13 protein-coding genes are annotated in these 12164 nt (G+C 41.1%); 3 read left to right on the top strand and 10 right to left on the bottom strand.

Going from position 1 to position 12164, the window contains the following annotated elements; translation table 11 throughout:
* The first annotated feature begins 395 nt into the window (after window positions 1-395).
* Entirely contained in the window at window positions 396-1760 is a 1365-nt protein-coding gene (mgtE, locus tag IGJ42_RS08375) for a magnesium transporter (protein ID WP_016611788.1), read from the top strand.
* Window positions 1761-1912: 152 nt separating this feature from the next.
* Complete coding sequence (gene rsgA / locus IGJ42_RS08370; RefSeq protein ID WP_430616122.1) at window positions 1913-2854, top strand: ribosome small subunit-dependent GTPase A; 942 nt, start codon at window positions 1913-1915, stop codon at window positions 2852-2854.
* Window positions 2855-3170: 316 nt separating this feature from the next.
* On the opposite strand, the gene IGJ42_RS08365 is transcribed toward rsgA, so the two are convergent.
* The 4 genes from IGJ42_RS08365 to IGJ42_RS08350 all read right to left on the bottom strand — a co-directional run bounded on the left by IGJ42_RS08365 (window position 3171) and on the right by IGJ42_RS08350 (window position 4590).
* Window positions 3171-3521 (bottom strand): DUF2200 domain-containing protein, encoded by a 351-nt coding sequence (locus IGJ42_RS08365; RefSeq protein ID WP_400450955.1) that lies wholly within the window; start codon window positions 3519-3521, stop codon window positions 3171-3173.
* 96 nt (window positions 3522-3617) lie between these two features.
* Window positions 3618-3905, bottom strand: coding sequence for a hypothetical protein (locus tag IGJ42_RS08360; RefSeq protein WP_400450957.1), 288 nt, complete (start codon window positions 3903-3905; stop codon window positions 3618-3620).
* Window positions 3902-4180, bottom strand: coding sequence for a hypothetical protein (locus IGJ42_RS08355; RefSeq protein WP_016611786.1), 279 nt, complete (start codon window positions 4178-4180; stop codon window positions 3902-3904). Before IGJ42_RS08355 ends, IGJ42_RS08360 begins: the two co-directional genes overlap by 4 nt.
* A gap of 41 nt (window positions 4181-4221) precedes the next feature.
* Entirely contained in the window at window positions 4222-4590 is a 369-nt protein-coding gene (locus IGJ42_RS08350; RefSeq protein ID WP_008379938.1) for a hypothetical protein, read from the bottom strand.
* 213 nt (window positions 4591-4803) lie between these two features.
* Here IGJ42_RS08350 and IGJ42_RS08345 point away from each other — a divergent pair, with 213 nt between their 5' ends.
* Window positions 4804-5190: a hypothetical protein gene (locus IGJ42_RS08345; protein ID WP_086316130.1), complete on the top strand. Its 387-nt coding sequence runs from the start codon at window positions 4804-4806 to the stop codon at window positions 5188-5190.
* Between the two features lie 160 nt (window positions 5191-5350).
* On the opposite strand, the gene IGJ42_RS08340 is transcribed toward IGJ42_RS08345, so the two are convergent.
* The 6 genes from IGJ42_RS08340 to IGJ42_RS08315 form a co-directional block, all read right to left on the bottom strand.
* Window positions 5351-5761 carry a hypothetical protein gene (locus IGJ42_RS08340; protein WP_144330359.1) on the bottom strand — a complete coding sequence of 137 codons (411 nt, stop codon included), beginning with the start codon at window positions 5759-5761 and terminating at the stop codon, window positions 5351-5353.
* Between the two features lie 1465 nt (window positions 5762-7226).
* Window positions 7227-7379: a hypothetical protein gene (locus tag IGJ42_RS08335; RefSeq protein WP_008379912.1), complete on the bottom strand. Its 153-nt coding sequence runs from the start codon at window positions 7377-7379 to the stop codon at window positions 7227-7229.
* Between the two features lie 120 nt (window positions 7380-7499).
* Complete coding sequence (locus IGJ42_RS08330; protein WP_016611778.1) at window positions 7500-8348, bottom strand: sce7725 family protein; 849 nt, start codon at window positions 8346-8348, stop codon at window positions 7500-7502.
* 15 nt (window positions 8349-8363) lie between these two features.
* A complete protein-coding gene (locus tag IGJ42_RS08325; protein ID WP_008379910.1) occupies window positions 8364-9032 on the bottom strand; it encodes a hypothetical protein in 669 nt (222 codons plus the stop codon).
* A gap of 87 nt (window positions 9033-9119) precedes the next feature.
* A complete protein-coding gene (locus IGJ42_RS08320) occupies window positions 9120-9758 on the bottom strand; it encodes a hypothetical protein (RefSeq protein WP_034872646.1) in 639 nt (212 codons plus the stop codon).
* Between the two features lie 136 nt (window positions 9759-9894).
* On the bottom strand, window positions 9895-12162 hold the full coding sequence (locus IGJ42_RS08315; RefSeq protein ID WP_301388657.1) for an AAA family ATPase: 2268 nt from the start codon (window positions 12160-12162) through the stop codon (window positions 9895-9897).
* Window positions 12163-12164 lie beyond the last annotated feature (2 nt).

Raw genomic sequence — 12164 nt, 5'->3', positions numbered from 1 at the left:
CTTTTCATTGATGTATAGTTAGCATAAACGGGGAGTAAAAAAACTGCAACCCATTCATCATACCATTTGCATGGAGCGTTTTACAGAACTTTCAGGTTTCTTTTGCTTTTTGATCTCAAATGTTCTTAACCCACTTTCTTTACCAAGGGAACATGCCTGAATGGTTTTTTTTATTTGCAAGTCAAATTTTTCATGTTTTAAAAAAACTATGTGATATAATGAATAAAGTTGTTGCTATTTCCCTTTGATGCTTGTTTTAATAACAGGCATCTCCAGCTGCGGAACGAAATTTCAGCTGTATAGCACGCAACCTTCAAACGAAAGAAATCTGGACAATTTTCTGAACGATTTCCTTTCTTTCTTTGAGCAAAATTACAGGAGAAGGAGTGTATCCCATGAACCAGCAAGAAACCATCTTACATTATTTAAATCAGAAAGACTCTGAAAAATTAAAAGAACTCGTATCAGGAATGGAAGAGCTGCCGCTGTTACAATTGTTCAGCAATTTATCCGCGGATGAAAAAGTGATCGTTTTCCGACTATTACCGAAAGATAAAGCACTTATCCTGTTTGAAGATTTGACACCAGCTACACAACAACACTTATTACGCTCTTTCACCGATGAACGGGCAACCGAGTTTGTGAACGAAATGGCACCAGATGTCCGAGTAAGACTCTTGGATGAGTTGCCAGCGACCGTAACACAAAAACTTTTACAATCAATGGCACCGGATGAACGTGCTGCAACAAACCTCTTATTAGGGTATGAGGCTGAGACTGCTGGACGTTTGATGACACCGGAATTCATCACATTGAAAAAAAATATGACGGTCAATCAAGCGTTAGAAAAAGTGCGAATGCAAGCCAAAGAAAAAGAAACGATTTATACGCTTTATGTTACTGATCAAACGAAAACATTAGAAGGTGTTTTGTCGCTGAAAGATCTCTTAATGGCGCAAGGGGATCAACTCATCAGTGAAATCATGTCCCAAAAAGTTATTTATGTTACCACGGACACGGACCAGGAAGAAGCGGCACGTTTGCTAAATGAACTAGATATCATTGCGCTACCAGTCGTAGACAAGGAATCGCGAATCGTTGGGATCATCACTGTCGATGACGCCATCGATGTCATCGAGCAAGAAACGACAGAAGACATGTTTAATGCCGCTGGTTTAGTCGATGTTGCTTCTAATGAAGCAGACCGTAGTAACGTTCTGATCAACGGCACCCTTTGGCAAATTTGGAAAGTCCGATTGCCGTTCCTAGTGATCACTTTGGTTGCCGGTCTTTTAGCTGGGGTAGTCATTGATGAATTTGAACAAACATTGGAATCGGTGGCAGCCGTTGCGATTTTTATCCCTTTGATCATGGATATGGGTGGAAACGTTGGTACACAGTCCTCAACTGTTTTTGTTCGCGGGATGTCATTAGGGCATATTGATCTTTCGACCTTCACTCGCCATTTCTTTAAAGAAGTTTGGATAGGCTTAAGTCTAGGTTTGATCGTAGGGGTCATCTCTGGGGCTGCTGCATCACTTTGGCAAGGAATCCCGATGTTAGGTGTGGCTGTTGGTATTTCGTTAGTTTTTGCCATGACCTTAGCCGCAGCACTTGGCTTTTTAGTCCCGTTTGTACTGATTAAACTAAACATCGACCAAGCAGCCGGTTCGGCACCGATCATCACATCGATCAAAGATATTGCTGGCTTGTTTATCTACTTCGTTTCAGTAAATGTCCTTTTGGGTCATTTGCTTTAGCATACTGTCCGTTCCAGTGGTATAATAAAGCGACATCACATGATGAGCACAACATAGAAAGGGGAAATGTCCTATGACAAATCAAATGAAGCAACATCAACTCGGAGGTTTCTCTTTTTAAGTGCGGCCTCCTAATTAACTGGAGGGAAATCATGGAAAAACAAGGAATCGTGGTTTTTCAGGCTAAGGATATCGCAAAAGTCCGCCTGACTACAGGAGAAGAATGTTTAGCAACCGTTTCAGGAAAATTTCGTCAACAGGCACGAGCGCCAAAGGATTATCCTATTGTTGGTGATTTTGTCCAAGGGCAGGTGTATGATCAAGATCATTTCTTGATTGATGCTTTGCTGCCACGAAAAAGTTTTTTACAACGAAAAGTAGCTGGAAATCGCACGGACGAGCAAGGCATTGCGGCGAACATCGACACAGTTTTTATTGCAACTAGTGCCAATGAAGAATTCAATTTGGCTCGGTTAGAGCGCTTTGTAACGATCGCTTGGGACAGTGGGGCTAATCCGGTGATTCTCTTGACCAAAGCCGATCAAGTTACTGCTGATAAAAAAGCAGAGCTGCTGCAAGCATTAAACGATGCATTTGGTGTGAAAACATTTGCTACGTCCATTTTTGAACCAAACGAATTGCTGATGGAAACGTATTTTTCTGACGGACAGATCAGCGCATTTATCGGTTCATCTGGGGTCGGAAAGTCCAGCTTATTAAATCAGCTTATGGCGCAAGACGTTCAAAAAACCAATGACATACGAGAGGATAGTCGAGGACGACACACGACGACGAGTCGCCAGTTGTTCACTCTGTCCTCTGGCGCAATGATCATTGATACTCCTGGCATGCGGGAAGTTGGCATCAGTACCGTCCGTTCAGCTTCGATCGACCAATCCTTTGAAGCGATCAGCCAGTATGCTGAAGGTTGTTTTTTCAGAGACTGTCGTCATGAAACAGAACCGAAATGCGCGGTCAAAGCAGCCATTGCTGCCGGTGAACTTTCAGAAGAAGCTTTCGCCCGCTATCGTAAAATGGAAAAAGAACTGGCGTATTTGAAGCGAAAAGAACAGATCAAAGAATTGAAAAAGTAAAAGTTAGCACTCCTTTCTTTAAGAGGAGTGCTTTTTTGTACGTGTTAAGAGAGTCTTGTTGAGTAAAGAAGAGGGACGTAGACAATGTCCTTGTGTTTTCACGAAAAGGCGGCCAATTCCACTGGGCACTACATGCTAAGTGGTTGAACTAAGCTAAGAACGCCTGTCTGGTTGAAAGCTACCGTCAAGAAAGTCAGTATAAAAAAACACAGTGGGGTGTTTTCCCACTGTGTTTTGAGCAATGATTTGCCCCTGCCAAGGTATTTCAAGTATAAAGCGTTGATTCTTAAATAGCAACTCGAAAAAAATCGCCTCATTAAGCAGAGCGCAGAATTTTCGTCATGGCTTTTCCTTTCGCCAGTTCATCGATCAGTTTATCTAGATAACGAATTTCTTGGACCATTGGCTCTTCGATCTCTTCTACCCGAATGCCGCAAATGACACCAGTGATCTGCTTTCGTGCGGGATTGAGCTGAGGGGCTTGACTAAAAAAACGTTCAAAAGAAAGCTCTTCATTCATCTGTTGCAGCGTTTCTTGGTCATAACCGGTCAGCCAGGTAATAATCTGATCCACTTCTTCTTTTGTTCGATTTTTCCGCTCTGCTTTGGCAATATATAGGGGATAGACTTTCGCGAAACTCATTTGGGTGATCTTTTGATTTTTCATGATATACTCCTTTAGTCTTTACACAAAGTATACTTTATTTTCTTCGTTTTGCCGAGATTTTCGACACTTGTTGTGTGCCAAAAATAGGCGAGGGGACTAAAGAATGATCTTTTCTTCTTGTTCACGAAACCCTAGAACTTTTTGACGTGACTCGCCATCCCAATAGAGTAAGTCCAAATTCTTATGCAGCATTAGCTGTGTATATAATTCTTTCAGCGTCAGAGCGGGTTTTTTTGGTTCAAAAAATAAAATCAATTGGTTATGGCTATCTTGGGCGATCGCCGTAAAAGGAATCAAGTTTTCTTTGTACGTTAAATAAATTCCTTGGTAATCTGCTGCACTCGACGACGTTGTCAGTGCTGTCAAGAGGTCTCTTGCTCTCATAATGAACCCGCCTTTACTGTTTTTTGCCGATAGGCATCGATATCCAACATTATTTTCGTTTTGCCGTACACCGTATACTTTTGCACCACGAATTGACGGCGCTTATTCCAATAGCCGCCCACGGTTAGAAACATGCCGTCATCAACATCCCCTAAAAAATTCAAACTGTGTTTCGCAATCAAACAGTTGGTGGTACCTAGTGTAAAGCGGACCAAAGGGGAGGGGGCAAAGGAGACGATTCTTATTTTTGAGACAGATCCTTTTTGTGTTTCCATCATTTCTTCCTCCTTTAGTTTAAGTAGTGTAAACAGTTGTATTATTCGCTGAGATCAAACCATTTTCTTTCTTCGTAGAAAGCAACGTGACGAATCTCATCATAATGGATTTTTTCCGTTGTTTCTCCCGTCAAATAAATACCTAATGGGTCATAACCGCTGATTTTCCCGATAATATCTGGAGGATAGCCGCCTTCTTCATTAACTTCTTCTCGTTGGATCGCCACAGTTAGGTTCTTTTTCATGGCTTCAAATAAACACTGATTGATTTCTTCCGTTGTGAGTGACGGCTTAGGTGGACAATCAAACTTACGTGTCGGTTCCTCTTCAATTTCAGTTGTATGCTCAGATAAAAAGAATCCTTGCCACTTTAGCTTTTTTCGATCTTCATATGGTTGTAGCATACCCATAGCAATCACCTCTTATCTATATAATACAAACATACGTTCTCTTTTGTAAAGCGAACAGATTTTTAAATTTCTGATTCTTCTATGAAACATCTAAAAAGGGCATCAAACAAGGGGCTAGTGGTGGGTATCGTTTTTTTGCACTATATCTGTTATAATTTATCCTGAAGCGACGATGAACGTTTTGGAAAATAGCTGGCGAAAAAGGAGAATAGTATGTCTGGATTAATCGTGGTCCTGCTTACGATCTACTTTGCAAGTAGGAAAGATAAAGAACAGTGGCTTTTTGATCGCAAACGATTGACTATTCTGGCGCTTATGTTTGTGATCGTCGGCATAAGTTGGGGCTTAAATGACAAAATAATGAAGGATCCTCTGAACCAAAATATTAGAAGTGATTTACTGTTTAATTATTCGTTCCCCTTATTGATATGTATGCTAGGTTTATTTATCAAAGAAATACCACGTTGGGGACGGATCGTGACTTTGTCATTTGGCTTTATGATTTTCGGGTATTTAGCTTTGCACTATTTGATAGGGTTTCACAACCCGTATTGGGAAAATCTACAGCTAAGTCCATTGTATTGGCTGCCAAGTGACTAGCCATACGAAAGTATCGCCAATGGAAACGCAAAAAAGCACTCCCTTTATTGAGTGCTTTTTTGCGGCTAAATAACTGCAGCAAGGTGTTTCTTTTCCCAAAAAAATAGGTTAGACCTAAGTAACGAGGGGATCATATAAGGAGAAGTCATGACTGTTTAAATCAAAACGATTGATTCTTGACTAAACCGTGTCTTTTGATCATTGCCAAAGTAAAATATGCGACGAGCGTTCCTGCAATCCCAAAAAGTAAATCGATTCGATCAGGGGTGTTCATAAAGCCAAAGACAGTCTCACTTAATAGATTGGCAATGAGCAAAAGCAGGGTCAATAGCGTGACGGCTTTAAATGGCGCACCCAACAAGAGCCAAAAGTACCCCAGTAAGCCAATAATCAAACTAATCGAAAAATTGGAGATATGAAGATAAAAGTCAGGATACATCGAAGTAAAGAAAGAAATGTCCAAGTACTTTGATAAGTAGAGGAAGAGGGCTGTGAACACGAAAAGCAAGTAGAGGAGTGACGCCCATATTTTTGGTAAAAAGACTAGCTTTAGTTGCGTATTCTTTTTCATTTTTATTCTCCTTTTAGGAATTATCAGCTATACTGATGGAATTGCTTTTATCGGGCATTAATTACACAAATGGAAAAACAAGCTGCAAACTAGGCAAGTCAGTAGTCTGCACCTCATTAATGGTAAAATGAGGTGAGGTGATAAAATGACAATAATAAACAATCAGCGATTATGGTTAGGCATAGGGATAGAAATTATTTTGCTCATATCATTCAGCATGATTATGTATTTCATCCTGACGAGTGGCAATTTGAAGCAAAACCCGTTCACAAGTCGACAAAAAGGAAAAATGAGCTTATGGATAGCTGCTGGTTTGATTTTACTTGCCATGGTTCTAGTATTCCAAGGAATGATCAACGGCGCTTTATTCAGGCTTTTTTAGCAGAATATGGACGTTTATGGTGACCTACGAACATTACAATTATATTAAATAACGAAATGCCCTAAGTTATCTACATAATTTTAGGGTTCTTTTTTATAGAATCATGTAACGGATATTTGTCAGTATTTGCAACATCTGAGCACTAGTGTAAGAACTTTGAAACGGATTGGCTGTATATGAATAAAATTTGAGAAAAAAGCTCAAAGATTTTCAAAATGATTATAGCATACAATCAAACCGATTGGTTCGTGAATCAAGGCTGATAGCTTGAATCTGTATTTGCTGAGATAAAAAAGACGAATCCGCAAGTAACTTGCTACCAGACAGTTATCAATCTGTTAATCAGCAAATCAAAAAAAGAATCTGAAGAACATGTAAAACAAGAAATTCTTAGTTTTAATTGAATTTTAGGTGCATTAGCGACAATCTACTGATAAAAGTCATTCGGAGGGAGGTAAAATGATACAAAATTGTCTTGAACTATTTAGAATGGCACGAACCCTTTTTTGAATGTAACTTTGTATAATATATATTATGTAAACTAAAATAAAAAAATTTTTAAACACCGTATTTAGCTAGTAATTGTGCGACTCTCCTCTCTCTTATTCATGATTATTTCCTTCAAATTAACCTAAATAGCAGCATAATCCAAAAAAACGGTTATTTAAGCGATAGTTTAAGATTTTTGTTTATTTTACGACTGACAAGAAAATCAATTGACAAATTATATCTGTACCTTTGTCTGTATTTGATCTTGTTGATCCTTTAATCTTTGAATTCAAACATTGCTTGCAACTGCTAGCCAATCTCAATGAATCACTCAGCGCTTAATGAATCGCTGTTCACGATTTTATCAGTAGTGATTCGTACATAACCCAGCCAAATTTGTGCTAACTAAATAGCCTAATGGGAATCTTGATCACAGGCAAACCAGCAACGATAAACAAGAAAAGTTGAGTTGCGTTCAGTTTTCACCTAAACGGATCCGATTCCCATAGCGAGTCCTAATCAAGGGATCACAGTCATCTAAGTACAATTTTCTTTTTGTTGCTGCTAATAAAGCAATGACAGCTACGGAAAGTTTCAAACTATGTAATACAGGATCGCCGAAAAGACAATGATCAAAACGACCAAAACAATGATTAGTTGATTTAAACGTCGAATAAGCAGGTTTTTCTTATTTTTTTCAAATTCTTTTCCTTCATTTCGATAATATTCTCTATCTTTTGTTCCCACGAGCGCCAACTCCTTTTCCCTGATTTTATCACTATCCTGAAAACAATGGGTGCAATCAAGGTGTTTTGTACAATAAATGGCAGTATTTTGTTAGAGCTTACCATCGTATACGTATAGAGACTAAATAAGACGACTGACGAGTTCCAAGTGATTCATAACCGCAGCTTTCCGAATAACGCCCATACCTGGAAACGACCTTTGCTGATAGGCAGCAATTAATAGCTGCAGCCCAGCTGTTTGTGTAGGATATTCTTCTTCATGCTGTAACAAAGCTTCCATGACTTCGAAAAATTTTTCTTTCTGATTTGGTAATTCTTCCTCAGAAAATAAGTGAACGATTCGCAAATCTTGCTCAGTTGTCGGATAGATCCAATGCAAAACCAACCGCTTTGAGGGATAACTGTGCTCATAATAAATTTTGCTATCGACAGAAAAATCACTAAACCCAGCATAACCCAATTTTTGATAAAGATGATGGGTTTTTGAAAACCCTTCGTCCGGACATTCTGTATAAAAACTATTTTTAGGTAAACGTGTAAACGGATCTTCCATCAGTAGTTTCGGGCCGTTGATTTTATTTAACAAACGAAACTCTTTGCCTACCAGCACCGGCAGTGTATTTTCCCGCCAATCACTAGCGAGTGCTGGGTCCGCTTGATGAACGATCCAAAGATCAGGCGTTTCTTCCACTGTTTCAATGGGTCGATCTACGATCATTGCTTTAGGGGCAGCAACATTTTGCAACTCTGCTAACCCCTCTGCAGTCAGAAAAGCCCCAGCCTGTGGATTGCGAACAAGATAAAAAGGATGCTGCTTCCTTTGAAACAGGTCAATGGTCGTCCAAAACGTTTTTGATTGCTTGACCGGTTCAATGATCGGCTGGATCGCTTCTGACAAGCGATCTTGTTCCAACAGTGCTTTCAATGCCAATAAATCAAATTGTTTTCCACGAATATACGGGAAGTACATCTTCTTCTCTCCTTCTTACTCGCCTGATAAAAAACGTTTTTCCAGCGCTTCATAGGCTGCTCTCGTAGCGGCCAATTCTTCTTTCAAGGCTTCGATCGCTTGCAGCTGAGTATCTTCAATAAATCGATCATAGTAATTGACTCCACCACCGAACAAGTCATACTCAGGCTGGCGTTTCTTCAGTTCTTGGTACAAACGTTCTGTTGAAAATACCCGCAATCCTCGAGCAGTCTGTTTTGCTTTGCCGACTTCTCTCGCTTGTGCCGAAATCAACCGAAACAATAAGCCATTTTCTGGAACCTGCAGCTCTTGCCGTTGGGGTTTCTTTTCGACACTGAAATACCCTTTGCTGCCCGTTTCTTTTTCAAGAAATGCATGATAGACCAAAACACCAATTGTAGGTGCAATCTGATCTTTGACTTTTTCATACAATGACTTGGGTAAGACAAAATAATTATAATTCCCAATAAAGGATAGTTTTGCTTTTGAGCGAAAATCTGCCAAACTAACTTTGAGTTCGTAGCAACGCCATTCAAATGTATTTTCAGTCGTCAAGCGACAACTCAAAGTATCCACGATGCCGTGATCATCTGGCATGACTACCTCTTCTACCACAATATCACTGTTTTCACGACAATAATAATAAAGTGCCTCTTCCATTTCTAAAGTTAAGGATGTCTTCACAAATTCACGACCTTTGTCTTGTTTCACCTATTATAAAACATATGTTCGCATTTTAAAAGAGGGAAATAAAAGCAACCTATCATCCCCTCACTCATTCGGGCATCCGTTACCGAGAATCTCTTCAACCGTCCTCTTTGTACCGCGGAATCGTAACAAAAAAAGCAGCAAGAGCACACCAAGTTGCGTGATTAATAGACCTTTAAAGGGAAATTCAAAAGTAAAGCCTGCGGGAAGATGAAAGAAATGAAAAAAATCCTGCAGTGCTTTTTGACTAAGCCACAAACCGCTGACAAGCCCTATCAAACCAATAACAATGCTTTGAATGCCTACAAAGAAAAGCTCTTCTAAGGTGACCACCAACGGAGACTGTCCTAACAACAACCGAATACTCAGGGATTGCTGCTCCTCCCCCATCAAATGAAAACGATACATGTGATTGCAGTGCCATAAAAAGGCGGCGATCAATCCTATAGCTAGAATGCTAAGTACGAAGCGCAGCAAATGCAAAAAGAAAAGCCAACTGGCATATGTGAGATCCATCTGATTCTCACCACTATTTGTTTCGTAGTGCAGCCATTGATGAAAAAAAACTAGCCAATTCTCTGCAAAGATGGCAATGATCAGTAGAAGAATCGCCAATACACCACTCATCAGCAAACTGCGCCTACGAAGTGCTGCGTGCCAGCCGAATTGGCAAGGATAGTAGAAGTACCGCCATTTGTTCATGATATCCCTCCTTTTGGCGTCTATTTTACAGAACTTTTCAAATTTAGACAAACATCTTCTTGTTTACATAATATAATTATGATCAAAAAAGAGTGCGGCACGTAGCCCACACTCTTTTCCCTTTAGCTATCGACGTCTACAAATACCTTGTCAGCAGCTGCAACAAGCGCTGCGGAAATTCTGTTAGATTGGAAAGATCAATAAAGCGTTCTTCCCCATAAATCGCTTTGATCACCTCTTTGTCTTGGCCAATGGCAGCTGCCAGAAACAGCACCCCTTGTCGTTCATAGTCAGCGATCACCTGCTGAATATCTTCTTTGGCTTTTACCCCTGTATAATCAGGAAGAGCTTTTGGCTGGCCATCACTGATATTCAAGAGTAATTTAGTGGTTGCCGGCTGATGAGCGAGCTTTTCAGCTAGCACGCGCAAGACAGCCCCATCACGGTTATTTTGCCGAGGCTTCATTGTCATGAGTTTCTCTGGCACAAATTCAAAGCCTTCATTAAATTCTTTGTATGCAAAAAGCGAGGTTTTTTCACGAGCGGTCACGTCTGCTGTATCGCCATAGATCATCAATGGCAAAGATAAACGTTCGGCAAAAGCATTCACCGCTAAGACCGCCTGTTGCGCATACAATATCCGATCTTCTCGAATCATCGAACCCGATTCATCGATGCGCAAAGCAAGAGCTAAGGAAGGCTGTTCATGAGGTGGATTCTTCTTGTCAAAGGTCCGGAAATCTTGATACGCAACCTTGCTGGCATCAAAGCGTGTGCCGCTGTACTTACCTTTACTGTATGCCGAAGCTTGTTCATTTTCCAATACTTCTTGGGTTTGCTTGATCAATGACTCTACGATCGGCAGCAACGGCTGCAAACGCTGTTGGGCTTCAGTCGCTTTTTCTAAATCGACGGGTGGTCGATGAACGATCAGCCCTTCTTTGACATGGATTGATTCTTTCAATGCTTGTCGTGCTGTCTTTGATGCCGTGGTTTTCTTTTCTTTCTCCTGGGTTTCATACGCTTCGATCGACAAAGAATGAGCAGCAGGAGCTGCCTCTTGTGCCTCACTCCCAGCTTTTGCTTGGCCATCATGACTATTGCGTTCCAGTTCTTCTGAAAACGTCGCCTCAGTTGCTGCGCTTTTCGCTTCTTGTTTGTCAGAATCACTGGTTTCCATCGTTTCCGCCTCAGTTTCTTGATTGGGGGTCTCAAGGACTTGTTCATTTTTTAGGACGGGCGTACCTTCTTCCACTACATTGCGCTGGTCCGCCTCTTCGCTGCTGATTCGACGCCCTTTGATTTGTTCTTTAAAGGCATTTAGTGGTTGTCCAGAAAACAAAAGTCGCAGTTGCGCCAATAACCCTGAAGCTTCTAGTGCCTGTTGTAAAAGAGAAAGCTCATTTGGATCGGTGGTGATTTTGTATAGCACTTTGCTATCAATTGCAGTAAAAGGATCTTGTCCTTGTTTGACTGCATTTAGCCAATAAAAATAGGAACGCATGCCCGCCACCCCTTTGATGGCATTGGCTTTGGCGGTCACGTCTAGCAAGCGTATGATCTCAGCCATTTTCTCCGCAGTCGTTTTGTCTGGATAATTGGTTTTGGCAATGCCTCGCTGCACCATGACTGCCAGCTCAGGTAAATCCATTTTTTCAGCATGCTGCATCCGGTCTCGCAAGGATTCGTTCAAGGGGCGGTTGCCTTGGTAATTCCGATTCGTTGTGATGATCACCACACAGTCAGGGTGTCGTCGGACGAAGCCAGTCGGGATATTCAGCATTCCATTTTGTTCAAGGGCCGAGTTTAGTGCCACTAGTACCGAAGCATCACGAATGACCGTTGGCTCTTGAATCTCAAGCAAGTAGCCTTTTTCCAGCGCCCGTACGATTTCGGAGGGATAAAATTTGTATTGAATCGTAGGTTGTTGATCACTGGTTTCGATTCGTTCGATCAGTTCTGCAAATTTCGCCCGTGCCCGCTCACGAGTCAGGGAAAAATGCCGCTGGATCAACCCCAAAACATCTTCAAAACAATCACTTTGATAAATCGCATCCAGCAAGTCCTTGTCCTCTTCTTGGTCGGTGTTGATCACTGGTAATAAAGCACCAAACACATCTGACTTATCCATATCCGCAAAGCAGGTGATTTTGGTGTAGGGCAGTTGCAGGTCGGCAGAAAGTGCCTTTGCCAACTGGGTCTTGCCGGAACCAGCATCGCCTTCCAGCAACACATTGAAAATCTTCATCTCTGGATCCGCCCAATTCAACGCGATCTCTGAAGCGATTCGTAGTTCTTCAGCACTGGTCTGATGACTTTGTGGTTTTTTCCAAATCATGGTTTGTTCTAATTTGCTAAAAGCGCGTCCTTTCGTTACGACAAAAGACGGTTGATTTTGTGTCATGG

The organism is Enterococcus sp. DIV1067f, from assembly GCF_050543505.1.
Taxonomy (GTDB): Bacteria; Bacillota; Bacilli; order Lactobacillales; family Enterococcaceae; genus Enterococcus_D; species Enterococcus_D entomosocium.
Note: the sequence above shows the minus strand (reverse complement) of the source record. Positions and strands in the feature narration are given on the sequence as shown.

Excerpts from the sequence above, each read along its gene's own strand:
- IGJ42_RS08360 (WP_400450957.1), bottom strand. The coding sequence starts at position 3,905 with ATGAGAGCAAGAGACCTCTTGACAGCACTGACAACGTCGTCGAGTGCA.
- IGJ42_RS08350 (WP_008379938.1), bottom strand. The coding sequence starts at position 4,590 with ATGGGTATGCTACAACCATATGAAGATCGAAAAAAGCTAAAGTGGCAA.
- IGJ42_RS08340 (WP_144330359.1), bottom strand. The coding sequence starts at position 5,761 with ATGAAAAAGAATACGCAACTAAAGCTAGTCTTTTTACCAAAAATATGG.
- IGJ42_RS08345 (WP_086316130.1), top strand. The coding sequence starts at position 4,804 with ATGTCTGGATTAATCGTGGTCCTGCTTACGATCTACTTTGCAAGTAGG.
- rsgA (WP_430616122.1), top strand. The coding sequence starts at position 1,913 with ATGGAAAAACAAGGAATCGTGGTTTTTCAGGCTAAGGATATCGCAAAA.
- IGJ42_RS08330 (WP_016611778.1), bottom strand. The coding sequence starts at position 8,348 with ATGTACTTCCCGTATATTCGTGGAAAACAATTTGATTTATTGGCATTG.
- mgtE (WP_016611788.1), top strand. The coding sequence starts at position 396 with ATGAACCAGCAAGAAACCATCTTACATTATTTAAATCAGAAAGACTCT.
- IGJ42_RS08320 (WP_034872646.1), bottom strand. The coding sequence starts at position 9,758 with ATGAACAAATGGCGGTACTTCTACTATCCTTGCCAATTCGGCTGGCAC.
- IGJ42_RS08355 (WP_016611786.1), bottom strand. The coding sequence starts at position 4,180 with ATGGAAACACAAAAAGGATCTGTCTCAAAAATAAGAATCGTCTCCTTT.
- IGJ42_RS08365 (WP_400450955.1), bottom strand. The coding sequence starts at position 3,521 with ATGAAAAATCAAAAGATCACCCAAATGAGTTTCGCGAAAGTCTATCCC.
- IGJ42_RS08315 (WP_301388657.1), bottom strand. The coding sequence starts at position 12,162 with ATGACACAAAATCAACCGTCTTTTGTCGTAACGAAAGGACGCGCTTTT.